Source organism: Nocardiopsis sp. iso_186, assembly GCF_056173365.1.
In genome coordinates this window covers 1,150,733-1,176,740 of sequence record NZ_CM149670.1, presented here as the reverse complement: position 1 = coordinate 1,176,740, position 26,008 = coordinate 1,150,733, and the positions used below count along the sequence as shown (strand labels likewise).

The following is a 26,008-nucleotide window of genomic DNA, read 5'->3' as shown; positions in this document are numbered from 1 at the left end:
CACGATCGAACTGTAAAGAAGGTGTCCTTTTATCGTCGGCCGTGACAGCATTGTCGCGACCGTGGCCTGGACCGCTAGGAGCCCCTTCCGTGCCTGTGCACTCACTGGTGCCGCGCCCCGCCGAACTCGTCGTGACCGACGAGCCCGGGCTGGCCCTCACCCCTGACACCCGCATCGCCGCCGACGACGCCTCGGCGGGCGCCGCGGCCTGGCTGCGCACCGAACTCGGGGCCGCGACCGGGCTGGGCCTCGCCCCCGGAACCGAGGGCCCCCGGATCGAGTTGCGGGTGGACGCCCGCTCCGGGCTCGCCGCCGAGGGGTACCGGCTGAGCGTGGACGCCGAACGCGCGCTGGTGGTCGGCAACGACGCGGCCGGAGTGTTCTACGGCGCGCAGACGCTGCGCCAGCTGCTTCCTCCGGCCGCCTACCGGCGCTCCCCGACGGACACCGGCTGGACGTTGCCCGCCGTACACGTCACCGACCAGCCGCGCTTCCGGTGGCGCGGATGCATGATCGACGTGGCCCGGCACTTCCTGCCCAAACGGGAAGTGCTGCGCCTCATCGACCTGTTCGCCCTGCACAAGCTCAACGTGTTGCACCTGCACCTGACCGATGACCAGGGCTGGCGCGTGGAGATCAAGCGCTACCCGAAACTGACCGAGGTCGCCTCCTGGCGGCGGGAGAGCCAGGTCGGGGCGGCCGGGCCCAAGGCGTTCGACAAAAGGCCGCACGGCGGGTTCTACACCCAGGACGACATCCGCGAGATCGTCGCCTATGCCGCCGCCCGGCACATCACAGTGGTCCCGGAGGTGGACGTCCCAGGCCACTCCCAGGCCGCCATCGCCGCCTATCCCGAGCTCGGCGAAGGCGAACGCCTCGAAGTCGGACGCGAGTGGGGGGTCATCGAGAACGTCCTGAACGTCTCCGACACGACGCTGGAGTTCTACCGCAACGTCTTCGACGAGTTGCTGGAGCTGTTCCCCAGCCGCTACGTCTGTGTGGGCGGCGACGAGTGCCCCAAGGGGCAGTGGCAAGCCAGCGAGTCGGCGCAGGAGCGGATCTCGGCGGAAGGACTCTCGGACGAGGACGGGTTGCAGAGCTGGTTCATCCGGCACTTCGACGAATACCTGACCGGCCGGGGCCGACGCCTGCTGGGCTGGGACGAGATCCTTGAGGGCGGGTTGGCCCCGGGGGCGACGGTGCTCTCCTGGCGGGGCACCGAAGGCGGTATCGCCGCCGCGCGGGCCGGACACGACGTGGTGATGTGCCCGACCCGGACCTCCTACCTCGACTACCGCCAGTCCGACTCGCCCGACGAGCCGATCCCGGTGGGGACCGTCTTGACGCTGGCCGATGTCTACGCCGTCGAGCCGGTCCCGGTGGAGCTCTCCCCGACCGAAGCGGAACACGTCCTGGGCGCCCAGGTGAACGTGTGGACCGAGCACATGGACTCCCCGCGCACGGTGGACTTCATGGTCTTCCCACGACTGTCGGCGTTCGCCGAGACGGTGTGGTCGGCGCAGAAACGCGATTTCGCGGAGTTCCTGCCCCGCTTGCAGGGGCACCTGGACCGACTGGACGCCATCGGCGTGGAGTACCGGCCCTTGGAGGGCCCGCTGCCCTGGCAGCGGCGCCCCGGGATTCCCGGCCGGGACTAGCCCTCCCACGACCGGGGCCGCTCGGAGCGGCCCCGGTCAGCCGCTCTCCCCGATCACTTTGAGCAGCACGTCGGGCCGGTCGCTGATGATCCCGTTGACCCCTTTCGCGATCGCGGACCGCATCTGCGCCGGCTCGTTGACGGTGTAGACGAATACCTCCACCCCCTCGTCGTGCACGGCCCGCACGTACGCGGCGTCGATGGAGGTGTGGTTGGGGTTGATCTGGTTGACCCAGGTCGCGTAGTCCGCGATCTGCTCCCGAGGCACCTTCCCCAGGACACCGTGCGCGACCCCCGGCAGCAGGGTGTGCGAAAGATACGTGGCCTCGTGGTCGAAGCTCTGCACCACGAGGCGTCCGCGGGCCGTGGCCCCGGGCCCCGTCCACCACTGCTCACTGCGCAGCAGCTTGGCGACCTGCTCGGTCATCCCCGGATAACTGGCGGGGGACTTGAGTTCCAGGAGCAGGCTCAACCGGTGACGACGCAGCCGCTCCAGGCCCTGTTTGAGGGTGGGGACGCGCTCACCCGCGTAGGCGGGATCGAACCAGGCCCCGGCGTCGAGGCGGCGGATCTGGGCGAGGGTGAAGTCGGAGACCCGGTAGGAGGACCGGCCGGGAAAGACCTTCTTGACATCGGTGGTGCGCACAAGCGTCGTGTCGTGGACGAGCACGAGTGCACCGTCCTTGGTCTGCTGGACATCCAGCTCGACCGTTCGGGCTCCGCGGGCCCGGGCCTCGTCGATGGCGGCGATGGTGTTCTCGGGGGCGTAGGCGGACGCCCCCCGGTGGGCAACGGCCACCACCTCCCCGCCGAGACGGAGTGCGGCTGCTTCAGCGGGGGCGGTTCCAGCAAGGGTGATAGCGAAAACAGCGGCGGCCACACACAAACGCGTGAACATTGCGCTCCTCGATAGTCACGACCGGCGTCACGTCAGGCTCAACGATCGTGACTGTTGGTTACGAATACTTCCCCACGAGGAGAGCATCCGATGTCGAAAACACGAAGAACCACACCTCCACCCAACTCAATCCGCGCACTTCCTTTAAGCGACACGGGCGACCTACTGTCATCAATTGGTCACTTCGTGTGAGATTTTTGGGTCAGGTGGCACCTAAAACCACAGAGGGTCCCATCTTGAATACCCAGAGTAGTCCCAGGAGAGGTCGAAGATGCGCAAGCCCCAGAGGTGGACCGCGCTGGCGGGCGCGGCCACTGTTTCCCTGGCCGCGTTCGGCGCCGCAGGCAATACTGCGGCGGCCGGCGACCAGCCGCCGCACTTGCCCTGGCCAGTCGTCCAACAGAAAGCATCGTCCTACTCGCTCGACGGGTTCGACGTGAACTACCTGCCCCCGGGACTGGACCGGTACGGCATCAGTGCCGAGAGCTCGACCGACCGCCGGGGCAACCGGACCTCGCACGTCTCCTGGGTCCAGGGGCCGGGCGTCGTCTACGGCAAAGTGACCGTGGTCCGAGACGACAAGCTCACCGAACTCGACAAGGTGCGCGACGCGCGCTACTCGCACCTGGCACCCCAACACCTGGAGAAAACCGCCGTCAACGGCCGGGACGCCTACGTCTCAGAGGCCACCGGGGACGCATTCTGGCTGGACCGCGAGGGGGTCGCGGTCACACTCTTCCTCCAGCCCGAGCGGTGGAAGCGCGCCGAGCTGACCGCGATGGCCGAGGGCGTGACCGCGCGGGAAAGCGGCAGCACCGCCACTCCCGTCAACATCTTCCCGGGCCTCATCCCTCCGTTCACGCTCCCGTTCGAATTCGGCCAGCCGACTCCTTCGGCGGCTCCTTCCACTCTTCCCTCCGCGGTGCCCTCGGCACGGCCGTCCGCGGGGCCGGGCGACGGGCAGTCCGAGAAGCCGGCCGAACCCGCGCAACCGCCGGGTGCCCAGCAGCCCGTCCAGCAGAAGCCCGCCGAGCCTGCTGTGCCGGCGGAACCTGCCGAGCCGGCCACGCCGGCCGAACCCGTCGAGGCCACTGCGCCGAAACCCCCGGCCGAGGCTCCTGCGGCACCGGCCGCACCCGTCGCCAAACCGCCCTTGGAGCCTCCGGTCGTCCCGCCGGGCAATACGGGGGCACCGGTGGCCAAGCCGTCCCCGGCCGCTCCCGCTCCGAGCGGGCCGGGCGCCCAGCCGTCGCGAGGACCCTCCACGCAGCCTCAGAAGGACGGGGAGAAAGAACTCTCGGAAGCGATGATCGCCGAGATCTCCAGCTGCCTGATCAGTGGGGTGAGCCCGTCCGAGGAGACCACCGAGGACGAGACGGACGACCCGGGTGGTGTCTCCAGCGTGGTGACCTCCAGCGGGGCGACCATCCCCGGGTGGGACACACAGACGTGGCTGCGGACCGACGAGTCGGCGCGCACCGCGGCGGTGACCGAGTGCGCCGCGGCCTTCGACGTACAGAAGTGGCAGATCGACGAGATGGTGCTGAACCTGAGCGGGGAGGACACGAAGGAGCCCGCGGCGAGCCCCTCCCCATCGACCAAGGCCAGCAGGCCCGAGGCGAACGCACCGCAGGACAAGCCGGAAGCGAACAAGCCGGAGGCGAGCGGCAAACCGGCCGCGGAACCGCAGCAGGGCCGGGGACTGTGGGACCTCCTGCCGTGGCTGTGACCGGGTGACCCGAGAAATCAGCAGGGCCCCGTCGCGACAGCCGGCGGGGCCCTCGTTCTCGGGGCGGGTTCAGAGTGCGGCCCGGACGGTCCCGGTAACCTCCCCCAGACTGATGGTCGCCCCGGCCATACCCGCAGCGCGAGCGGTGACGGTGACGGTGTCACCGTCCTCCAGGAAGGTGCGCGTACTCCCGTCGCCCAGGGTGATCGGCTCGCTGCCGCCCCAGGTGAGCTCCAGGAGGGAACCCCGCTGGTCCTTCCGGGGACCGGAGACCGTTCCCGAGGCGTAGAGGTCGCCGGTGCGCAGCGCGGCGCCGTTGCTGGTGAGGTGGGCCAGCATCTGATCGGCCGTCCAGTACATCGCGCCGAAAGGCGGGCGCGACACCACCTGCCCGTTGAGCCGCACCTCCATGGTGATGTCGAGCCCCCAGTCCGCGAGCCGACGCAAGTGCGGCAGAGGCGCGGGATCCTGTTCCCGACCCGCGCAACGGGCCGCCCCCAAAGCGTCCAGGGGAACCACCCACTGCGAGACCGACGTGGCGAAGGACTTGCCCAGGAACGGTCCCAGCGGGGCGTACTCCCACGCCTGGATGTCGCGGGCACTCCAGTCGTTGACGAGGACGACGCCGAACACGTGCTCGGCGAAGTCGGAGACCGAGACCGACCGCCCCAAAGCGGTCCTGGTGCCCACCACGAACCCGAGTTCGGCCTCGATGTCGAGGCGGGTGCTGGGCCCGAACACCGGTTCCTTTGCGCCGGGAGGCAGCCGTTGGCCGGAAGGCCGGACGATGTCGGTTCCGGAGGCGACCACGGTGCCGGATCGGCCGTGGTAGGCGACCGGAAGGTGACGCCAGTTGGGTTTCAGCGGCTCGTCACCGGGGCGAAAGATCGCCCCGACGTTGGAGGCGTGCTCCAGTGAACAGTAGAAGTTGACGTAGTCGGCGACCTCGAACGGCGGACGCAGCACGGTTTCGCCGAGGGGAACGAGATTCGGTTCGGCCACGGCCCGGCCCTGTTCGGCGGTGAGCATCCCCGCGACCTTGGCCCGGGTGGCCAGCCACACCGTGGAACCACGGGCCATGAACGGATTGAGGGATGCGGCGAAGAACTCGGAATCGCCCAGCGCCCCGGCGAGGTCGAGGACGTAGTCACCGATACGCACCCCCACCCGGGGCGGGGCACCCGCACGGGAGAACACCCCGTAGGGCAGGTTGTCGGCGCCGAAACCCGACTCGTCGGCTCCGGGAACCCAACTGTTCGTCACGATTCTCCTTGGTAGTCGTTGCGGCCGGCCGCTCCGCGGGCCGCCGGGAGCCCGCGCTCGCCGACCGCGGGTCAGCCCAGTCTGCTGGGTCGGGCATGCCGGCCGGACGGCGGACCGGCGACCGCCGGCTTCCGGTCACCGGGGCGGATCGAGGAGGCCGAGTTCGCGGGCATCGGTCACCGGATCGCGCGTACTGCACGAGCCGTACCCGATGAACAGTTCCCGGACCTCGACGGCAGTGTCCTCGTCCAGTGCCAGGACCCGCTCGGCGAGAGCAGCGGGGTCATCGCAGAGCAGTTCCCGGCGGGCCCCCTCCTCGCCTTCCCCGACCAGCACCGCGGCAGTGGCCGACAGCAGGTTGAGGTAGCCGTGGTGCACGAACCCGGTCGAGGGATCGGTGTGGCGTACAGCGTGGTGCAACCCCGCGGTGGCTTTGAACGGCACCCCGTGTTCGGCGCACTCGCAGATGAACGCGGCGAGCTCCGTAGCGCCGGGGAACAGGTCGGCGCGTGCGCCGCCGCACCGGACCTTGGCCCGCAGACCGGCGGCGCCGGCCAGCCCCGCGAGGTTGCCGCGGCCCTCCGGCCCCCGGTCGAACTCGAAATAGACCGGGAGCCGCACCCGGCCCTCCCCTGACGTGCCCCGCCCGTCGGCACCGGTACGCACGAGGGGACGGAGCGCCTTGCCGATACCGGCTCCGGGGGCCCTGACCTCGTAGTGCGTGACCCGAACCCGGGAATCGGCGACGGCGACCCCGCCGAGCAGCGCCTGCTCGGTGTCCAGGATCAGCCCGACGTCCACCTGTTCCCCGGGCCCGAGTCCCGCGCACAACTCGTCCCACCGGCTCACTGGGCACAGAAAACGCCCGGTGAGCATGGGGTCGGCCACGATGCGGTCCGCCCGGTGGCGTGCCAACGCCTGCCCCATCGGCAGTGCGGTGGGGGGGAACAGGCCCGCGTCGTTGACGAGGCCGCGCAACAGGACGGCGGCTCCTGCCATCAGCGGGCCCAGCTCCAGGCGTAACCGGGGTCCTCGCACTCAAGCGCCGCCGGACCGAGGTCGAGTGGCCGGAAGGTATCGATCATCACGGCCATCTCCGTCGTCCGGGCGGCGCCCAGCGCGGCTTCGACCGCACCCGGCTGCGGGCCGTGGGTGAACCCGGCGGGGTGCAGGGACACCGATCCGACGTCGATTCCCGAGCCCTTGCGGGCCGCGTAGTCCCCGCCGACGTAGTACATGAACTCGTCGGAGTCCACGTTGTGGTGGTTGTAGGGGATGGGGACCGCATCGGGGTGGAAGTCGAGTGGGCGTGGGCAGAACGAGCACACCACGAACCCCGGCCCCTCGAAGGTCTGGTGGACCGTCGGCGGCGCGTGCGTCTTCTTCACCACGGGCTCGAAGTCGTTGATGTTGAAGGCGTAGGGATAGAGGTAGCCGTCCCAGCCGACCACGTCGAAGGGATGGTGGGCGAACGTCAGCCGGGTGAGGCCGCCGCGGGTCCGGACCAGTACCGGGGTGGGGGCCACCGCCTCGTCACCCTCCACCACCAACGGTTCCACCGGGCCGCGTAGATCCCGCTCGCAGTAAGGCGCGTGCTCCAGGAGCTGACCGTTGGCGGAGAGGTAGCGCTTGGGCGGCCGGACGTGCCCTGCCGCCTCGATGACCAGCGCGGTGACCGTTTCGCGGGGGACCCAGCGGTGAATGGTTCCGGTGGGGATGACGACGTAGTCGCCCTCGACCGCATCGATCACACCATAGGTTGACTCGAACCGGGCCGCCCCCGACTGGACGTACACGGTCTCGTCGCCCATCGAGTTACGGTACAGCTCGCTCGGTTGACCGGTGGTGGCCAGACAGATGCGCACGTCGGCGTTGGCCGCGAGCAGGCGCCTCCCTGTCACCAGGTCCCCTCCCGCAGGCAGGTCCCCGGTACGAAAGTGCCGCGGGGACAGCGGCAGGTTGGGCTGTGCCGCCCCGTCCCCGGCCTCGGCAACCGGTTCGGCGCCGACGATGGCGGTGGGGAGATGGCGATGATAGAGCAGTGAGGAGTCCGAGGAGAAGCCTTCTTCTCCCATCAGCTCTTCGGCGTAGACACCACCGTCGGGTTTGCGGAAGACGATGTGGCGTTTGCGGGGGATCTCCCCGACCGCGCGGTAGTAGGGCATCGGACGCTCCTTTCGTCAGTGCCGTCGAACGGCACCTCAGTGCTCCACGGGGGCAGGGGCCTGCCCTGCCGAACGCTCTCCGGTTCCGGGCCGCGGCGGGCCCTCGGGCGGGTCCCCGCACACTCGCCGCAGAGCCGCACGGACCGCGGCGCCGTCACCGGCCGGCAGCACCGCGCACAGGTGCGCGTCGGGACGGACCAGGTGGGCGGTACTGCCGTCGCAGCGCAACGCCGCGGCGAGGGTGCCGGTGGGGTCGATGTCGTCCAGAACGAAGATGCGCACCGCAACGGGCAGTCCGGCTCCCACGTCGGCGAGTGCGCGGGCTTGGTCCGCACGGGCCACGATGACGGTGAGGCCCGGCCCGAGCACGCTGCGCATCCGAACCGGCTCGGTCTCTCCCGACGGGAAGTAGGGACCGTCGGGGCATATCACTCCTGGAACGGGCGGGTGCTGACCGCCGGTCGCCATCGGAGCGGACGGCACCGCAGGCGGGGTGGTCAGCGGCGATCGGGGGTACCAGTAGGGCTCGGCCAGTCGCCCGGAGTCGATGCGATCGCGCGCAGCGGGATCGGTCACGGCCAGTTCCAGTGTCGTTCGCCGCAACCGGGCCTGCTGCTCGTCCTGCGGTACGAGGAAACGCATGGTGGCGCCGGTGACCCGCAGATTCTCCTGGGCGGCGGCCCAGCGCTCGATGTGGTAGCTCTCCAACAGGGCATCGGCCGGGCCGGGGCGTGCTCCACGGGCTGCGGCGATCTTCCATCCGGCGTTCTCGGCGTCGTGGATGCCGGAGTTGAGGCCGCGTGCCCCGAAGGGCGCGTAGAGGTGGGCGGCGTCCCCGACGAGCAGCACCCGTCCCGAACGCATACGTTCGGCGCAGCGCTCGTGGAACCGGTAGACCGAGGACCATACGAGATCGTAGGGCCGGTCCCCCACGATCGTGCGGATCCGCTGGTCGAGGGCTCCGCTGTCGCGCTCGGCATCGAGATCGTAGTCCGCGGGCACCTGCCAGTCGATACGCCATGTCGAGTCGGGGCACTGGTGCACGAGGACCTGGCGTCCTGGGTTCCACTCGGGGTCGAAATAGAACCGGCGTTCGTTGGGAAACGGCAGCCCGGCGCGGATATCGCAGATGAGGAATCGGTCGTCGAAGGAGCCACCGGGAAAGCCGACCCCCAGGAGCTTGCGCACGTCGCCGCCCGCCCCGTCCGCTCCCACCAGGTGGGTGCCGTGGGCGAGCCGGGCGCCGCCGCCACCGGTGGTGCGCACGGTCACTCCGCGGGTGTCCTGGTTGACCGCGGTGACGCGGTGGCCGTAGTGGACCGTGACCAGTGGCTGCACCGCTGCCGCGCGCAGCAGTTCCTGTTCGACCCTGGCCTGGGAGATGTTGATCCACGGCGGCAGCGGGGCCGGAAGGCCGGCGCGCGCCGGCGCGCCGGGGAAGGCGACCGTGCGGACCTCGCGCCCGCGGTAGTAGGTGCGCGCGGTCGTCCACGTGGTGCCCTCGGCGAGCAGTGGTTCTGCCACCCCCAGGCGGGCGAGGACGTCGAGGACGTCGCGTTGGAAGCAGATCGCCTTGGAACCGCTGCGGACGGCGTGCTCGGCGTCGGGTTCGGCGCGGGCCTCGAAGACGGTGCTGGGCACACCGAACCGGGCGAGGGTCAAGGCAGTGGCCAGTCCGACCGGGCCGGCACCGCTGATGAGGACGGGCGGACGACGGGACCGGTGAGAAGCGGGGGCGGGCACGGCGGGGGTCATGGTTCCTCCCGTTCGGTCGCTGGACAGCGGGCGGTCACCGTCATCCCTGCAACTGCTCCCACACCTCCCGGTCGCGTTCGGCGGTCCAGATCGTGGGCCGCTCCTGCCCCTCGTACTCCTCCCACAAGCGGGCCACGTCGAAGGGAAGGCAGTGCTCGAAGATGGGCCATCCGCCGAAACGCGGAGCGAGCGCGGCGTGAGCGGCGGTGAACGCCTCCTTGAGGGTGCCCCCGCGCCGATGCACGCCACCGACCTGCTCGCGCATGGTGTCCAGGAAACCGCGGGTCTGGGCGATGGCCGCGTCCACGGCCGCACGCCCCCTGACGACCGGGCCGCGTCCCCCGATCAGTGCCTCGGCCTCGAAGGCGGCGACCCGGTCGAGGGTGGCCCCGGCCCAGTCGTGGTGGAAGGCGTCACCGGTGTAGAGCGCGGCCTCGGCCTCGACGAGATCACCGGCGAAGAGGATGCGGTGGCGGGGAAGCCAGGCGACGACGTCCCCCTCGGTGTGGCCCCGGCCGCAGTACTGCAGGACCAGGTCGCCGCGATCGCCGCCCAGGTCGATGGTGAGGCGGTCGTCGAAGGTGACGTCGGGGTGGGTCGTGCCGGGAATGGAGGAGGGGTCCTTGAACAGCCGCGGCATGCGCCCGTACTCGCTGTCCCAGTCCTGTTTGCCGCGCTCGTCGATGAGCAGGCGGGTGTTGTCGTGGGCGATGACGACGTCGGCGTCGAAGGCACTGGCCCCCAGGACGCGGACCGCGTGGTAGTGGGAGAGCACCAGGTAGCGGATGGGTTTGTCGGTGTGCTCGCGCAGTTTGGCCAGCCAGTCCCGGGCTGCGGCAGGAGTGGCCAGTGCCTCGAAGCAGACCAGGAAGTCCTCCCCCTCGACGGCTCCGACGTTGGGGTCCCCCTCTGCGGTGAGCGTGTACACGCCTTCGGCGAGGACCTCCAGGGTCTGCTGCTTGTCTTCCAGATCGGCTGAACTCGCGAACGGCTTACCCATGTGCGGCCACCCTTAGATCGGATATCGAACACATCATTCTTATTTAGAACGATCATAGATGTGACATGGAACACCGACAAGGGGGTGTCGGCGGGGTTGCCGCGCCCGCGGCACGGTTGCGTAACCTGGCCGCTCGCCCACGAGAAACGCCCGTCCCCGCACCCCCTGGAGGCGTCCATGCCCGGATTCACCACCCGACCGGAGCTGCGCGGCAGGTTCGGCATGGTCGCCAGCACACACTGGCTGGCGAGTTCGGTGGGAATGGCCGCATTGGAGCGGGGCGGAAACGCCTTCGACGCGGCAGTGGCCGCCGGCTTCACCCTGCAGGTGGTCGAACCGCACCTGAACGGCCCGGGCGGTGAAGTGCCCGTCCTCTTCCACAAGGCCGGGGAGTCTCCCCAGGTGCTGTGCGGCCAGGGACCGGCTCCGGCAGCGGCCGTCCCGGCCGCCTTCGACGGGCTGGATCGCATCCCCGGCAGCGGTGTACTGGCCGCGTGCGTGCCCGGCGCGTTCGACGCATGGATGCTCCTGTTGCGCGACTACGGCACGATGCGGCTGGAAGACGTCCTGGAACCGGCGATCGGCTACGCCGCACACGGCTTCCCCGTTCTCGCGCAGATCTCGGCGAAGATCAACGAGCTGTCGGAGGTGTTCACCCGCTGGTGGCCCGGATCGGCCCGGCTGTACCTGCGGGACGGCCGGGCCCCCGCCCCCGGGACCTGGCAGACCAACCCCGTACTGGCCGCGACCTATCGCAGGATCGCGAGCGAGGCGCGGTCGGCGGCGCGGACCCGGGAAGGGCAGATCGACGCGGCCCGCCGGATCTGGCGCGAGGGCTTCGTGGCAGAGGCGATCACCGGTTTTCTCTCCGCCCCCGTACCCGACGCTTCGGGGATACCGCGCCGCGCCCTGCTCACCGGAGCCGACCTGGCCCAATGGCGGGCCGGCTACGAAGAGACCACCCGCGTGCAGCACAACGGGCTGACGGTGCACAAGACCGGACCGTGGGGGCAGGGGCCGGTGTTCCTTCAACAACTCACACTGGCCGAGGCGCTGGAAACCGGCAAGGCGGACGTACTCTCGCCCGAGTTCGCCCACCTTGTCACCGAGGCCGCCAAGCTGGCCTTCGCCGACCGGGAGGCGTGGTACGGCGACCCCGCTTTCACCGACGTACCGCTCGCAACGCTGCTGAGCACCGAGTACGCCGAGCAACGGGCCACCCTGGTGGGCGAGACCGCATCGCTGGAACTGCGCCCGGGGTCCCCCGATGGGCGGGTGCCGTACCTGCCCGAGCGCTACCTGAGCGGCAGTACCGCGGCGATCGACCGCGCCGGCGGCGAGCCGACGCTCGGGGCGACCGGCGAGCACCGCGGCGACACCTGCCACGTCAACGTGGTCGACCGAAACGGCAACCTCGTCTCGGCCACCCCGAGCGGCGGATGGCTGGCCAGTTCCCCTGTGATCGAGGAACTGGGCTTTCCCCTGGGGACCCGGGCGCAGATGTTCTGGCTGGACCCCCGTTCGCCCAGCGTGGTGGCACCGGGAAAACGACCGCGCAGTACGCTGACGCCCACCCTGGTCACCCGGGAGGGAGAGGGTGTGCTCGCACTGGGAACCCCGGGCGGCGACCAGCAGGATCAATGGTCACTGACGTTCTTCCTGCGTCTGGCGCACGGGGGCATGGACCTGCAGGAGGCGATCGACGCTCCCATGTTCCACACCAACGCCTTCCCCAGTTCCTTCCACCCGCGCGAGACCGTGCCGGGCGAGATGGTGGCGGAGTCGAGGATGGGGACCCAGGAGATCGCCGAGCTGCGCCGCCGCGGCCACCGAGTAGTCGAGTCGGGCCCCTGGTCACTGGGCCGGCTCAGTGCCGTGCGCCGCGACCCCGATACCGGTGCGCTCTCCGCGGCGGCGAATCCGCGGGGTTCGCAGGGGTACGCGGTGGGTCGATAGGCTGCCCAACAACAGCAGAAAATGTGATTCAGGACACCATGAAACCTTCCGAGGTTCTTGCGCTGTGCGACTATTGATCGCACGACTCGTTAACCGAGCAAGGTTCGCCCCACGGGGACCGGACCAGAGTGCTGAGGAGAACGCGCATGACGGAACCCGCCCCAGGGGGCGACCGTGGTCCGCGGCCGGACTTCCCCGGAACCCGGTCCCAAACGCTCGACCGGGGAATCCGGGTCCTGGAGATTCTGCACGAGGCCGGGGCTCCGATGACCATCGCCGGCCTGGCCGGCGAACTCAAGGTGCACCGATCCATCATCTATCGGATCCTGCGCACGTTGGAGGACCACCGCCTCGTCGGCAGGACCGGCGAAGGCTCCTACGAACTGGGGCTCGGACTCCCCGTCCTGGCCCGTGGCGTCTCCCCCGGTCTGCAGTCGGCGGCACTGCCGGCGATGTCGCTCCTGGCCAACGAAACCGGCAAGACGGCTTTCCTGGTCGTCCCCAGTGGTGGCGAGGCGATCACACTGCTGTCGGTGGAACCCCGCCAGTCCGTTGCCCACATCGCCTACGCACCGGGTATGCGCCACCCCCTGGAACAGGGCGCCCCCGGTATGGCGTTGCTGTCCGCCTGGCCGCCGCGCCAGGGCGAGCGCCCCGAGGTGGCCCGCGCGCGCGAACAGGGGTGGGCCTACTCCCGCAGCGAGGTCCTACCCGGCATGTCGTCGGTAGCGGCTCCGATTACCTCGACGGCGGGTCCGGCCGCCGTGTCGGTGGTTTACCTGGAAGCACCTGCGCTCACCCCCGAGGAACGCGCAGAACTGGGGCTCCGGGTCCGGGCCGCAGCCCGCGAGATCATGCTTGATTTGCCATGAGCTGCCGCTTTTTCGGCTATTTTAAGATCCATAGTGGTGATGCCGACTCGGCCTTGCCAAAAAGACCACTCGCGGCTTATGTTTGCGCATGGGAAACAGCTGTTCCATATACGAAGGCATCGACCGATAATCGAATGAGCCTTACGCAGGGATCGTCCCGCTGAACACCCCCTCCCTCAGCGAGCCACTCCCTGCCTTCCCCTCCTGCCGAGCCAGCCCTCCCCTCCCGGCTGGTCTCAACGCCAGGAGACAGTACGGGGTCGCACCGGCGCGGTGCGGCCCCGTCTCTGTTGCGGCCGGTCGGCCCCGGCGCTAGTCGCCGACGTGGACCCGGACCACACCGGCGAGGTTGCGCAGCCGGACGTCGGTGACCTTCACGACGTCACCGGTGCGCGGCGCCTCGATCATCGTGCCGTCGCCCAGCAGAATCGCCACGTGCGAGATGTAGTCGGGGGCACTGGGGTCGCTGCGCCAGAAGATCAGGTCCCCACGCTTGGCATCGGCGTAGTCAACGTGCTCGCCGGCCCACCACTGGTCGTGGGTGACGCGCGGCACCGCGACCCCCGCTTGGCCGAACGCCCACTGCACCAGGCCGGAACAGTCGAACCCGCCCTCGGGGGTCATCCCTCCCCAGACATAGGGAACACCGAGTTGGGTCCGCGCGGCGGAGATCATGTCCTCGACGATCGCGTCGCCCACCGCGCTGCCGGCGGCGTCAGAGGGACGCGGCTCCGGCTCCTCGGCAAGCAGTTGAAGCCCGGCGTCCTCGCCGAGGACCTTCTCCAGCTCGTCCCTGAGGTCCCACAGGTCGGCATCGGGCGCGGAGACGACCAGTCCGTTCCCGGTGGGGAAGCCGAGCTCTTCAGCGGAATCCCTGGAGATCAGCGCGTCGATACCGGCAACCCCGGAGGTGGCGTGCGTCCACACCTCCTTGTCCACCCGCCCCTTGCCGCCGGCAATGGTGACGGTGCTGCCCAGTTCGAGCTTGCGCTGCTTTCCGACCTCGTCGGACAGCGCGATCCGCCCCTCGGCGATGCCCTGCCAGATCTCATCGGACTTGGCGGACGGCTCGGGGGCGTAGTTGCGGAACGTGGAGGGGTTGACGCCCAGGACCGAGGTCGCCTTGCCGTTGACCTCGACCCGGGCCGCGTTGACGACCTCGACCGCGTCCACTGCTTTCAGCGCGCGCACTTTCGCGACGATCGCGTCGTCCAGGGAATCGGGAGCGGCAACGAAGTATTCGCGCGAACGCGCCTCCGCGAAGTCCTCGACGCGGATGTCGCGCGTGAGCGCGTCCTCGTCGGCGACCGGGGGCGAGGAACGCGGAGCGGGGGTCTGGTCGCGGTTGACTCCCCCACCGGAAGGGACGGAGACGCTGACCGGGGGCCGGTCCGCCACGTTGGGCCGGGGGTCGGCCCAGGCAGGCGCACCGAAAGCACTGAAGGCCACCACGAAGGCCACTGTCGTTCCCGTGCAAACCGTCAGCCGCTGCCGAACCGCCACGGTCTCACCTTTCAGTGGCCTGTTTTGTCGTGTACAACAATGGGGCTTAAGTCCGTTTGTTTCAAGCGTGCTAAGCAAACAAGAATCGACGAGTTGCCCTTGAAAGCCCACGTTCAAGCATCGGCATAACACTCGACCACAGCGATATCCAGCGGAAATCTTACCTCTGTCTTCCCGAAGAGCAACGACCGGGTCTCGGCCTCCGCTTCCTTGAGCAACTCCACGCACTCACCCGCCATCGACACCGGGGCGTGCAGGACCAACTCGTCGTGTTGGAAGAACACCAGTTGCGCCTCACCGTCGTTGCGGGCCGCTGCCGCGAGACGACGCCGGACCCCGGCCAGGAAGACCAGCGCCCACTCCGCTGCGGTCGCCTGGACGACGAAGTTGCGGGTGAAGCGGCCACGATCCCGGACGCTCCGCCGGGTCGCCGCGTCATCCTCCCCGCCGTCCCCGGCGACCGCGCGCCGCCAGGCGGGTGAGGGCGGCGGGCAGGTTCGTCCCAACCAGGAGCGGACCAACCGCCCCTGCTCCCCCTGCCGTGCCGCTGCGTCCACGTAGTCCAGCGCCCGGGGAAACGCCTGCCGCATCGTGCGCAACAACGGTGCGGCGTCCCCGCCGGTCTGGCCGTACATCGCGGAAAGCATGCCGATCTTGGCCCGTTGACGGCCCGCTTCGTCGCCGACGGTGCGCGCGCCGAAGACCGCACCGAGCCGGGCATAGAGATCCTCGCTCCCGGCCGCGGCCGCCAGGGCGCGGTCGCCGGAGACCGCGGCGAGGATTCGGGGCTCCAGCTGCCCGGCGTCGGCGGTGACGAGTGTCCACCCCGGATCGGCGCACACCGCGCGGCGCACGATCTTGGGGATCTGAAGCGCGCCTCCGCCGCGGGTGGCCCATCGACCGGAGACCACGCCGCCGGCCACGTAGTCGGGGCGGAAGCGGCCCTGGCGCACCCAGGCGTCCAGCCAGGTCCAGCCGTTCGCCGAGTACAACCTGGCCAGTTCCTTGTAGCGCAGCAACAGCGGCACGACCGGATGATCGATCCGGCCGATCTCCCAGGAACGGGTCGAGGCCACCGGGTGGCCGATCGCAGCGAACGCCTTGAGCAGTTGGGCGGGCGAGTCCGGGTTCACCTCGCGGCCGAACGCCTCCCCGACGGCACGGGCGAGTTCGGCGAGCACCCGGGGGCGGACTCCCCTTACGGGACGCGGGCCGAGCTGAGCGGTGAGGACCTCGTCGTGGACCTCGGCGCGCCACGGGACACCGTCGTGCGCCATCTCCACAGCGGCGAGCGCACCAGCGGACTCCACCGCGGCCAGGAGGGCGAACTTCTCCGGCTCGGGCAGCCGACCGATCCGGCGCTGCTGGTCGGCGTGCACCTGGACCAGCGCATCGAGCTGATCGGTGCCGGAGGGCAGGGTGGACCGGTCCACCGAGAAAAGAGCCAGCGGGGGTTCGGCCCCCGTGCCCGAACGGGTGGGAGGATCGGGGGGAACCTCCAGACCGCGCAATCGGGCCCAGGCAGCGCCCAGCGACCTGGCCTCGCCGAATCTGCCGTGGTAGCCCAACAGCAGTGTCTCGACGAGGCCGATGTCGTGGCAGCGCCCCACCCGCGACGCCCGTTCGACCAGCGGCGGATAGACCTCGTCGGTCGCCGCCCACACCCAGCGGGGCGCTGGACCGGACGCGCGCTCGTAGTCGGCGACGGTACCGACGAGGTCGGCGACCTCTCGGACCGGACCGACGGAGCCTCCGTCGGAGCTGATCTCCTGCAACCGGCCCCCACCCTCGAAGTCGGGGACCACCGCGATGCGCATGCCCCCAGTCTGCTGTGCGCCGGTGACAATCGCCCGGTCGGATCGCAGGCCGCCACACGCGCGGATGCCAGGATGGCGTCATGCTGAGCGAGATCGCACCCGGTGTGCTGGTGGGCACCTCCCCGTGGTGCCGGACGAATTCGACAGTGATCGTCTCCGGGAACGAGTGCCTGGTGGTGGACCCCGGGGTCGCGGTGGCCGAGATAGTGGCACTGGGCGTTGCGGTGCGCGGACACGGGCTGACGGTAACCGCGGGCTTCTCCACACACGCGCACTGGGACCACGTGCTCTGGCACTCCGACCTGGGAGAGGTCCCACGGTACGCGACCGCGCGGGCCGTGGAAGCCGCACACACCAACCGCGCGGAACTGCTCGCCGAACTGGCGGCGGACGCGCCGGGCCATGACCTGCGGCTGGTGGGCGCGCTCACCCCACTGCCCGAAGGGGCCGACCGCCTTCCCTGGCCGGGCACGGAGGCGGCCGTCGTGGCTCATGACGGGCACTCCGCCGGACACGCCGCACTGTTTCTCCCCGATACGGGGGTGCTGATCTGCGGGGACATGTGCTCCGACATCGAGATCCCCTTGCTGGACCTGACCGGGGCCGACCCGCTCGGCGACTACTCGGCCGGCCTGGACCGGCTGGCCGCACTGCCGGTGCGCCACGTGGTGTGCGGCCACGGATCGGTGGGAGACGCCACGGCGTTCCACGAGCGGGTGGCGGCGGACCGCCGTTACCTCGACGGGCTACGGCGCAACAGCCCTTGCGCGGACGCGCGACTGACGGAGCCCTGGCTCGTCCGGGAGAGCGAGAAGCAACGGGCCCGGCTGCACCCCTGAGCGCGGATCCCCCGCCCCGACAGTCAGGACCGCGGGTGAGGAGAGCGCCCCTCGACGACGCGACGTCACCCGTGGTCGAGGGCCACCCGGTTGAGCAGTGGCTCGCCGACGGACCACCGGCGCAACTGCTCGTCCACGAAACGCCTCGCCCGGGGATAGAAGGTCGCGGAGCCGCCGGCCACGTGCGGGGTGAGGTAGACGCCCGGGGCATCCCACAGGGGGTGGCCCGGGGGAAGCGGCTCGGGGTCGGTGACGTCCAGCGCGGCGCGGATCCGACCGTTCTCGGCCAGCAGCGCGGCGGTGTCCAGGACCGGACCGCGGCCGACGTTGACCACGAGTGCGTCATCGCGCAGCAACGCGAGCTCGGCCGCTCCGACGAGTCCTTCGGTGGCCGGTGTGTGCGGCGCGACGATCACCACGACATCGGCCTCGGGCAACAGCCCGTGCAACGCGTCGATGCCGTACACATCGGCGTCGGGGCGGGGCCGGCGGGCAAGGCGGACCACATCGGTCTCGAAGGGCAGCAGCCTGGCCTCGACCGCCTCCCCGATGCTGCCGTACCCAACGATCAGCACCCGGGAATCGGCGAGCGAGCGGGTGTAGTGCGGGTCCCAGGAGTGCCGGGACTGCTCGGCCGCCCACAGCGGAAGCTCCCGCTGGGCCGCCAGGATCAGGCCGAGTGCGTGCTCGGCCGTGCTGGCGTCGTGCAGGCCGCGACCGTTGTACAGGGAGGCCCCCTCGGGCAACGCGTTCACCGCGTGCTCGTAGCCGGCGGTGAGCAGTTGCGCGGCACGCAACCGGGGCATCCGCCGCATCAGGTCCACCGGCTCGGCCCCGTAGGGCAACACATAGAAGACGACGTCGTCGAGATCCACGGGAGGTTCGGCGCTTCCGTCGTAGACCTCGACCCGCAGTCCGTCGGGAGCGTTGTCCCGGTTCTGCGTCCACGGAACCAGCACCCGTCCGGTCACGCCGCACCCACCTCGTTCTCCGACTCACCCACGCTTGGACCACGATCGGACCGAAACTACCAGCAGGGAACGCGTCCGTTCCTGCTCGGGCGTGTGATCCGCCCGCTCCGGGGGAGTATGAGGAAGTCCAGGGGAACGCCGTCCCACGCGAAGCGTGTCCGTCTCCCCTCAACCGGCCTCCGCCGGCTCACTTTCGCACCCCGAGGAACGACCTCATGCTCGTAATCAGCAACTCCAAGGCAGGAACGAACGAGGACACCCAACTGCGCATCGCGGTGGGCGAGCTCACGATCGCCGGAGCAGAAGCGGTGGAGGTCGCCTACTCGAGCGACGCCAAGGAGCTCGAAGAGGTGCTGGACGGCGGGCACGAGACACTTCTGGTAGCGGGCGGCGACGGCAGTCTGCACGCCCTGGCCAACGCCCTCTACCGCCGCGGCGAGCTGGGCGAACGCACCGTTGGACTGTTGCCTCTGGGGACCGGCAACGATTTCGCGCGCGGCTTGGGAATCCCGCTCGACCCGGTGGGCGCGGCCCGGGCGTTCCTCGCCGGGACGCCGACCCCCCTGGACCTGTTCGTGGACGACACCGGAGAGGTGACCGTCAACGCGGTGCACGTGGGGATAGGCGCGGACTCCACCAAAGAAGCAGCGAAGTGGAAAAAGGTCCTCGGCCCGGTCAGTTTCCCGGTGGGCGGGCTGATCGCGGGGTGGGCGGCGCAGGGCTACCGCATGATGGTGGAAGCCGACGACGAGTTGGTGATCGGCCCGCGCCACAAGGTCCTCATGGCGGGGCTGGCCAACGGCCGGTTCATCGGCGGCGGCTCGGGGACGCTCGATCCCGACGCGCGGGCCGACAACGGAACGATCAACCTGGTGGTCTCGCGCTCGCGCGGGTTCTGGCGACGGGCCGCACACGCGGTGCGGCTCCACCGGGGCACCCACCCCATGGAGATCGACGTCTACCGGCGCCAGGCCCGCAGCGTCACACTCGTCTGCGAATCGGTGACGGCCAGCAACGACGGTGAGCTCTTCGAGAACGTCACCGCACGCAGTTGGCATGTGCTGCCCGGCGCATGGACGTTCGTCGTCCCCTCCGGCGCACCGCACGGTTCCTCTGTCTAGACCGTCCCCGCGTCCGCACGATCCACCGAGTGCCCCCGCACCATCTCGTAACAGGCGATGGCCGCGGCCGCGGTGACGTTGAGGGAGTCAACGTCACGCTGGACCATCGGAATGCGCACACGGACGTCGGCCTGTTCCATCCAGCGGGAGGAAAGCCCGTCGCCCTCGGTTCCCAGCAGCAGGGCGTGCCGGTCGCCGTCGGCGGCGGCCAGTGCATCGGCGAGCAGGACGGAGCCGGGGGCGGGCGTCATCGCCAACAGCTGGAACCCGCGTTCGCGCAGATCCGCAAGACCGCCGTACCAATCGTGCAGCCTCGTGTAGGGCAGGGTGAAGACGGCTCCCATGGAGACCTTCACCGAACGCCGGTAGAGGGGATCGGCGCAACGGGGCGCGAGCACGATGGCATCGATCCCCAGTCCGGCAGCGCTGCGAAAGATCGCCCCGACATTGGTGTGGTCAACGATGTCCTCCAACACCACCACACGACGGGCACCGTCGAGTACCTGGTCCATCCCCGGGAGGGGTTTGCGCTCGAAGGAAGCGAGAGCGCCGCGGTGAAGGTCGAAACCGACCAGCGCCTCGGCGACCTCATCGGCGACGACGTAGACCGGAGCCGTCATCTGTTCGACCAGGTCGGCCAGAGCGGCACGGCGACGGGGAGTCAGCAGGAACGAGCGCGGGCGGTATCCGGCGCGCAGGGCGCGACGCACGACCTTCTCCCCCTCGGCCATGAAGAGGCCGTGCTCGGACTCCAGGCTCTTACGAAGGTTGACGTCGCGCAGTCGGACGTAGTCGGCAAGCCGTTCGTCGGCTGCGTCTGGGACCTCGATGACGTTCACCGCCCCATTCTCGCCGACTCCGGCGGAGCGCCGCGCTACTCGGGGCGGTCGGTCAGCGCGGTGAGCCGCTGCCAGCGGGCCTCGTGGCAGGAGCCCTCACGGGTCACCTCCGTGGCGATCTCCACACCTTCCCAGGTCCCGGTGATGGTGGCATGCTCGGCACCGTAGACGACGTCGGTGCAGATGGAACCGCTGGAGACCTCCTCGAAGGGCCCCGCCGGGTCTTCCTGTTCCGCGGCCTGGGCGAGCTCTCCGCAGGAGGCGGGGTCGCTGAGGGGATCACCGAAACAGCTGAGCGTCCGCTCGTAGCTGTCCTCACCGTTGACCACCTCTACGCTGAGGAAGGCCACCGGGGCGGGAGGAAGGTCGGTGAGACCACTGATGGTGTGCAGCTCCTGTGCTTCGGGCATGGTCTCGGGGAGACCCACCAGAGAGGTCCCCACAACAGCGGTGTAGGCAACCGCGCCTCCGAGGCAGAGTGATCCGAGCACCACGGTGCCGATCGTGCCGAGGAAGCCTCGACGGGGGTTCAGCTTGGACATGGCCGCCGCTCTACGAAGTCAGATGATCGCGGAGAACGTCAACGGGGATCCCCGTCCGTTCTCCGATCCCGCGACCCCCGGCACGCCCCGGTGCGACGGGTCGTCCGGCCGCCCCCGCGGCACGTTGACAACGACCACACATCCGGCACGCGCGTTCCAGAAACAACTGGCGCGAGCGGCGACATTCTAGCGGCGTTGCCCGACAGCGGCACCTTGAGATCAAGCCGGCCGGACGGGGACGACACCCGAGCCGTCCGACGCACTCCCCCGCTCCGTCGCAGCCAGGACGACGTCCGCGAAACGACGCGGCCCGACCGGAGGACGGCGGCGGACCCCACCCGCAGATCACAATCGAATCACGAGAAGAGGGGGGGTCGGGCTCTCCCCGCCGCGCTCACCCTCCTCCCCGACCCCATCGGCACGTCACCCGTCCCACGTCCGCGCCCCGTCCGGGTCTTCCCCCCAAGGGATCCGAACCCGCCTTTCGGCCCTTCCACGCGGATGCGGGCGTGGGTACCGTTCCATCCCACACCAATGGATACCTAACTTCCCCCAGTGAGGACATCTTGGGACGCCACCGCGAAAACGGCGACGACGACGCCTACGATCCCCGCCCTCGTTCGAGCAGGAAGCGACGCAATCGCGGCAGGGGTCGCGCGTTCGTCGCACTCGCGGGTGCCGTCGCGATCCTCCTCGGCCTCGGGGTGACCGGCTGGTTCGTCTTCGGCGGTCAGGACGGGTGCCGCGGTCAGGAGCTACCGGTCGGTGTCGCGGCCTCCCCCGAGATCGCCCCTGTCCTCACCGAACTCGCCGGGACCTTCAACGGGGAGAAGCGCGTCGTGGACGGCCGTTGTGTGCGCGTCAACGTGCGCGGCATCGACTCGGCCAACGTCGCCTACGGGATCACCGGTGCCGGGCCGACCATTGGCGACACCGACTCCGATGTGTGGATCCCCGACTCCAACCTGTGGCCCAGGATCGCCAAGCGCGACGCAGGCAGCACCACCTTGACCGACACCGGGACATCGGTCGCCCGTTCGCCCCTGGTGCTGACGATGCCGGCCGAGGCCGCGGCCGACGCGGAGGAGGCGGGAGAAGCCTTCTCGTGGCAGACCCTGGTTCCGACGGCAGCCCCCGGCTCCGGGAAGACCCCCGCCTATCGGGTGCGCCTGGTGGACCCCGGGCGCAGCGCGTCCGGATTGGCCACACTCGCGTTGATCAGCGACGCGATCGGCAGTGACGAGGCCAGCAAGCCCAAACTCATCGCCGCGCTGCAAAATCTCCAGCAGACCGTCTCTATCGACGAGGAGAGCGCCTTCAACACGCTCAGCGACAGCGAGGAAGAGGGCCCCGATCCGGTGCTGGTCCTGAGCGAACAGGCGGCCTGGCGCTACAACGTCGAACACGCCGACGCCCCGGTCCGGGTCAACTACCCCGAGAGCGGGACCTACGTCCTCGACTACCCCTATGTGGTCCGCTCCGGCGACGCGCTCACCCTGCGCGCCATCGAACTCTTCCGCGAATCGCTCGTGACGGACGAAGCACACGCGGCGATCCGCGCCGAAGGGTTCCGCTCGCCCGACGGTGGCGCCGACTCCGGGACTCTCCACCCCGATGCCGGCTTCCAAGCCGAGGCCCCCGACAGCCTGCCCGCTCCCAGCGACACGGCCCTGGGGTCGCTGACCTCGTCATGGAACCAGCTCAAACTCAGCACCCGGCTGCTGACGCTGGTCAACGTGTCCGGTTCGATGGCCGAACCCGTCCCGGGCACCGGGCTGAACCGTATGGAGGTGACCACCAAGGCCGCGGCCCAAGGGCTCAGCCTGTTCCAACCGGATTCCGAAATCGGGGTATGGGAGTTCTCGGTCCGGATCAACAACGACCTGGACTACCGGGAAACCGTTCCGATCAGGCCGCTCTCGGCCGAAGTCGGCGAGCAGACCCAGAAGGAAGCCCTTGCCAAGGCGTTGGACCGGATCACCCCCGAACCCGATGGGGACACCGGACTCTACGACTCGATCCTGGCCGCGCACCGGGAGATGTCGCGTACCTACAAGCCCGACCGGGTGAACACGATCCTGGTGCTGAGCGACGGAAACAACGACGACGACAACAGCATCTCCCTGAACGAGCTGCTGAGCACCCTGGAAGCGGAGTTCATGGAGGACCGTCCGGTAGCCGTCGTCTCGATCTCCTTCGGGCCGGGCCTGGACCCGAAACCCCTCCAGAAGATCGCCGCGGCGACCAACGGCGCGGCCTACTTCACGAACGACCCCACCGAAATCGGGGACATCTTCCTCCAGTCCTTCGCCCTGCGGATCGGAGGCGAGGAGACGCCCTGACCCCATTGCGCGCCGGGGGACGACGAATGGCCGGATCCGGCCGCGGGTACTGGGCGAAGAGGCAATCAGCCATACCGGACAGATAGATCATACTTGCCCATCGAGTGCCGCCTATGGACTTACCCGACTTATTCGCGTACGCAAAAGGGTGCGGTGCGGAACAGGAACTTGGGAACTCGCTGAGAGGTGGCCGCTGTGGCCAACGCGTGGATGCCTGGTGTCGAACGGGCGGACGGCACGATCACTGGAGGCCGCCTGCACGGCGGCGCGCCGAGAGCCGTCTGGCACACAACCGAATCGGACCCGAAAGAACTGTCCGCGAGAGCAATCGCCCGAGAGTTGGGCGACGACGAGCGAGCCGCTCACCTGGTCTGGAATCCCGTCAACGGTGAGATCGTGCAACTGCTTCCCGCGACGGCCGCGGCGACCAGGCGCCCTCAGGGCACCGCAACCGACTGGGCCCAGGAAGGACGCGTCTGCGTGCGGGTGCTGGTCCTGGGACATTCTGCCTTCCCCTTCACGAACGGCCCGCTCATCGGCCTGGATCGTATTCTCGAATGGCTCGACTCCTGGGGCGTCCCGCGCCACTGGCCGGCCGGGTCCCCGATCCCCCGGCCCGCTTCGCTCCCTCGTCCGAGAAGCGTGCGGCTGTGGGCCCAGGGAGGGCATTTCGGCCAGTCGCAGGTTCCCGGCTCAAAGGCGGACGGGCCGGGGGCCATCGACATCGAGCGGATGCGCGGTGCGGCGATCCCCCGGCCCCGCCCGGAACAGGCCCCGAGCACCTCGCCCCAACCGGTCTGGCGCAGCCACAACGGCACGCGTCCACATGCGACGACCAGCCCGTCCTGATCGGACGTCACGGTCGAGGCGATCCTGCCCCGAGGTCCTTTTGGGACCGAAAACCGTTTAGTCTGTCGCGCATGGGTGGATCGATCGAACCAGGCTGGTATGCGGACCCCGAGGGAGCGAAGGATCAGCTCCGCTGGTGGGACGGCGGTGACTGGACGCAGCACGTCCGCTCGCTGGCCGAACTCAGCGGCGAACCCGGCTCCCCCGCACCGGGGGACCGCCAGGGCGAATCCGACATCGAGGCCACAACCGACCTGAGCGGGCTCCTCGGCCGTGTTCCGGCCGAGGAGTCCCCCGACGGCGCGACCGTCAACCTGGGCACCGGCCCCGCACCCACCGACCTGGACGACGAACCCACCGCGGACCTCAGCGACCACGCAGCGCCCGACGGCGCGACCGTCAACCTGGGCACCGGCCCCGCACCCACCGACCTGGACGACGAACCCACCGCGGACCTCAGCGACCACGCAGCGCCCGACGGCGCGACCGTCAACCTGGGCACCGGCCCCGCGGGCGCCACCACGCGCATCGACCCGCCGAGCCGTTCCCGCCCCACCACACCCGAGGACGACGAACCCACCGCGGACCTCAGCGACCACGCAGCGCCCGACGGCGCGACCGTCAACCTGGGCACCGGCCCCGCGGGCGCCACCACGCGCATCGACCCGCCGAGCCGTTCCCGCCCCACCACACCCGAGGACGACGAACCCACCGCGGACCTCAGCGACCACGCGGCCCCCGACGGCGCGACCGTCAACCTGGGCACCGGCCCCGCGGGCGCCGACCGCACCCAGCCCGATCTCGACGCACCGGGCCCACCGGACGCGACCATGCGTATCACTCCCCGGACCGGGGACGACGCACCCGCAACGCGCGCCCCCGCTTCCCCCGGCGGGGACGATGCCCCACGGACCGCGGTCTTCAACCCCGACGACCCGGGGTTCACCGGGGCGATTCCTTCCGGAGGCGGCGAAGGGCAAGAGGGCGGGGAAGACGGCAAGTTCAACAAGTTCCTCGGCAACTTCAGGGAAGGGCTCCAGGAATACCGGTCCGAACTGGCCGAGGAACGGAAGAAACGCCAGGAGGAGCAGCGCGCCAAGGCCGCGGAAGAAGCCCGGATCCGGGCCGAGCAGCAGGCGAAGGAAGCCGAGGAGCGGCGCGAGCGCGAGGAGCGGGAAGCACAGGAGCTCAAGGAGCGCGCGGAACGGCAGGAACAGGAGCGCCGCGCCTGGGAGGCGGAGAACCCCGGCCGCCCGTGGCCGGGCGACCCCGGTTCCGCCCACCCCGCTCAACCGGGAACGGGCGCGAACCCGGCCGGACCCGCAGCGTTTCCGGGGCAGGCAGGGACCGGCTATCCGCAGCCCCCGCACCAGGCCCTCCGTCCAGGACAGCCGCAACAGGCGCCGCCCTACATGCCGCCGACCGGCCCCCAGCACAGCGCCGCCCCCGGCTACCCGGGGCAGCCCTACCCCCCGCAGTACCAGCAGCGCCCGGCCCAGCCGCCGGCTCCACCGAAGTCACGGCGGCAACGGCGGGCCGCCGCCCAGCCGCCCGTTCCTCAGGGCTATCCCGGCGGCTACCCGCAGCAGGGCGGCCAACCGCCACCCCAGGTCCGTGGAGGCCACGGCCAGCCGGGCGGTTACCCCGGCACCGGCGGGCAGTCCCCCTGGGGGCCCCACCAGGGCGGCCCTGGACGCCCCCCTTACCCCGCGCCTCCGCCCAGACCCCGCAAGAAGAAGAGCGGCTGTGGCTGTGGCTGCCTGTTCTTCCTGCTCGTCATCCTGGCGCTCGTGGGTGTGGTGACGTACCTCTGGTTGGACTACTCCACACTCATGGTCGCGATCTTCGGCCCGCCCCCCTTCTAGCCGCTCGACGTTCGGCAGACGCCGG

General features: G+C 70.0%; 20 protein-coding genes. 9 read left to right on the top strand and 11 right to left on the bottom strand.

Annotated features, from left to right (window positions below; translation table 11 throughout):
- Window positions 1–89: 89 nt before the first annotated feature.
- A complete protein-coding gene (locus AC0VYP_RS05325) occupies window positions 90–1,658 on the top strand; it encodes a beta-N-acetylhexosaminidase (protein ID WP_285759054.1) in 1,569 nt (522 codons plus the stop codon).
- Between the two features lie 36 nt (window positions 1,659–1,694).
- Here AC0VYP_RS05325 and AC0VYP_RS05320 read toward each other — a convergent pair whose 3' ends face one another.
- Window positions 1,695–2,555 carry a glycerophosphodiester phosphodiesterase gene (locus tag AC0VYP_RS05320; protein ID WP_475472797.1) on the bottom strand — a complete coding sequence of 287 codons (861 nt, stop codon included), beginning with the start codon at window positions 2,553–2,555 and terminating at the stop codon, window positions 1,695–1,697.
- A 271-nt stretch (window positions 2,556–2,826) separates the two neighbouring features.
- Between AC0VYP_RS05320 and AC0VYP_RS05315 the strand changes: the two genes are divergently transcribed.
- The gene (locus AC0VYP_RS05315; protein ID WP_475472796.1) at window positions 2,827–4,284 is read left to right on the top strand and encodes a hypothetical protein; all 1,458 of its coding nucleotides are present in this window, start codon (window positions 2,827–2,829) and stop codon (window positions 4,282–4,284) included.
- A gap of 69 nt (window positions 4,285–4,353) precedes the next feature.
- Here the strand turns inward: AC0VYP_RS05315 and fahA are convergent, their stop codons facing one another.
- From fahA to AC0VYP_RS05290, 5 genes are all read right to left on the bottom strand, one after another.
- Window positions 4,354–5,547 (bottom strand): fumarylacetoacetase, encoded by a 1,194-nt coding sequence (gene fahA / locus AC0VYP_RS05310; protein WP_475472794.1) that lies wholly within the window; start codon window positions 5,545–5,547, stop codon window positions 4,354–4,356.
- Between the two features lie 135 nt (window positions 5,548–5,682).
- Window positions 5,683–6,546 carry a hypothetical protein gene (locus AC0VYP_RS05305; RefSeq protein ID WP_475472793.1) on the bottom strand — a complete coding sequence of 288 codons (864 nt, stop codon included), beginning with the start codon at window positions 6,544–6,546 and terminating at the stop codon, window positions 5,683–5,685.
- Window positions 6,546–7,712 carry a homogentisate 1,2-dioxygenase gene (locus tag AC0VYP_RS05300; protein WP_285759045.1) on the bottom strand — a complete coding sequence of 389 codons (1,167 nt, stop codon included), beginning with the start codon at window positions 7,710–7,712 and terminating at the stop codon, window positions 6,546–6,548. The genes AC0VYP_RS05305 and AC0VYP_RS05300 overlap by 1 nt, the downstream gene beginning before the upstream one ends.
- Before the next feature lie 36 nt (window positions 7,713–7,748).
- Window positions 7,749–9,467 carry an FAD-dependent monooxygenase gene (locus tag AC0VYP_RS05295; RefSeq protein WP_475472791.1) on the bottom strand — a complete coding sequence of 573 codons (1,719 nt, stop codon included), beginning with the start codon at window positions 9,465–9,467 and terminating at the stop codon, window positions 7,749–7,751.
- A 40-nt stretch (window positions 9,468–9,507) separates the two neighbouring features.
- Complete coding sequence (locus tag AC0VYP_RS05290) at window positions 9,508–10,467, bottom strand: MBL fold metallo-hydrolase (protein WP_285759041.1); 960 nt, start codon at window positions 10,465–10,467, stop codon at window positions 9,508–9,510.
- 177 nt (window positions 10,468–10,644) lie between these two features.
- Here AC0VYP_RS05290 and AC0VYP_RS05285 point away from each other — a divergent pair, with 177 nt between their 5' ends.
- On the top strand, window positions 10,645–12,423 hold the full coding sequence (locus AC0VYP_RS05285) for a gamma-glutamyltransferase family protein (RefSeq protein ID WP_475474164.1): 1,779 nt from the start codon (window positions 10,645–10,647) through the stop codon (window positions 12,421–12,423).
- A gap of 146 nt (window positions 12,424–12,569) precedes the next feature.
- The gene (locus AC0VYP_RS05280) at window positions 12,570–13,295 is read left to right on the top strand and encodes an IclR family transcriptional regulator (protein ID WP_285759039.1); all 726 of its coding nucleotides are present in this window, start codon (window positions 12,570–12,572) and stop codon (window positions 13,293–13,295) included.
- A gap of 312 nt (window positions 13,296–13,607) precedes the next feature.
- Here AC0VYP_RS05280 and AC0VYP_RS05275 read toward each other — a convergent pair whose 3' ends face one another.
- Both AC0VYP_RS05275 and AC0VYP_RS05270 read right to left on the bottom strand, forming a co-directional pair.
- Window positions 13,608–14,798 carry a C40 family peptidase gene (locus tag AC0VYP_RS05275; RefSeq protein ID WP_475472789.1) on the bottom strand — a complete coding sequence of 397 codons (1,191 nt, stop codon included), beginning with the start codon at window positions 14,796–14,798 and terminating at the stop codon, window positions 13,608–13,610.
- Window positions 14,799–14,911: 113 nt separating this feature from the next.
- The gene (locus tag AC0VYP_RS05270; protein WP_285759037.1) at window positions 14,912–16,615 is read right to left on the bottom strand and encodes a bifunctional 3'-5' exonuclease/DNA polymerase; all 1,704 of its coding nucleotides are present in this window, start codon (window positions 16,613–16,615) and stop codon (window positions 14,912–14,914) included.
- Window positions 16,616–16,695: 80 nt separating this feature from the next.
- On the opposite strand from AC0VYP_RS05270, the gene AC0VYP_RS05265 reads away from it, so the two are divergent.
- Complete coding sequence (locus AC0VYP_RS05265) at window positions 16,696–17,454, top strand: MBL fold metallo-hydrolase (RefSeq protein ID WP_475472786.1); 759 nt, start codon at window positions 16,696–16,698, stop codon at window positions 17,452–17,454.
- Window positions 17,455–17,519: 65 nt separating this feature from the next.
- Here AC0VYP_RS05265 and AC0VYP_RS05260 read toward each other — a convergent pair whose 3' ends face one another.
- Window positions 17,520–18,425, bottom strand: a complete 906-nt coding sequence (locus tag AC0VYP_RS05260) for a 2-hydroxyacid dehydrogenase (protein ID WP_475472785.1) — start codon at window positions 18,423–18,425, stop codon at window positions 17,520–17,522.
- A 215-nt stretch (window positions 18,426–18,640) separates the two neighbouring features.
- Between AC0VYP_RS05260 and AC0VYP_RS05255 the strand changes: the two genes are divergently transcribed.
- Window positions 18,641–19,546 (top strand): diacylglycerol/lipid kinase family protein, encoded by a 906-nt coding sequence (locus AC0VYP_RS05255; protein ID WP_285759032.1) that lies wholly within the window; start codon window positions 18,641–18,643, stop codon window positions 19,544–19,546.
- Here the strand turns inward: AC0VYP_RS05255 and AC0VYP_RS05250 are convergent.
- Entirely contained in the window at window positions 19,543–20,385 is an 843-nt protein-coding gene (locus tag AC0VYP_RS05250; RefSeq protein ID WP_475472783.1) for a TrmH family RNA methyltransferase, read from the bottom strand. The two genes, AC0VYP_RS05255 and AC0VYP_RS05250, sit on opposite strands and share 4 nt — an antisense overlap.
- 35 nt (window positions 20,386–20,420) lie before the next feature.
- A complete protein-coding gene (locus tag AC0VYP_RS05245; RefSeq protein ID WP_475472781.1) occupies window positions 20,421–20,927 on the bottom strand; it encodes a hypothetical protein in 507 nt (168 codons plus the stop codon).
- A 566-nt stretch (window positions 20,928–21,493) separates the two neighbouring features.
- Between AC0VYP_RS05245 and AC0VYP_RS05240 the strand changes: the two genes are divergently transcribed.
- From AC0VYP_RS05240 to AC0VYP_RS05230, 3 genes are all read left to right on the top strand, one after another.
- Window positions 21,494–23,269 (top strand): substrate-binding and VWA domain-containing protein, encoded by a 1,776-nt coding sequence (locus tag AC0VYP_RS05240; RefSeq protein ID WP_475472780.1) that lies wholly within the window; start codon window positions 21,494–21,496, stop codon window positions 23,267–23,269.
- A 195-nt stretch (window positions 23,270–23,464) separates the two neighbouring features.
- Window positions 23,465–24,118 carry a hypothetical protein gene (locus AC0VYP_RS05235; RefSeq protein ID WP_285759025.1) on the top strand — a complete coding sequence of 218 codons (654 nt, stop codon included), beginning with the start codon at window positions 23,465–23,467 and terminating at the stop codon, window positions 24,116–24,118.
- A gap of 71 nt (window positions 24,119–24,189) precedes the next feature.
- The gene (locus AC0VYP_RS05230) at window positions 24,190–25,983 is read left to right on the top strand and encodes a DUF2510 domain-containing protein (RefSeq protein WP_475472778.1); all 1,794 of its coding nucleotides are present in this window, start codon (window positions 24,190–24,192) and stop codon (window positions 25,981–25,983) included.
- The last annotated feature ends 25 nt before the right edge of the window (window positions 25,984–26,008 follow it).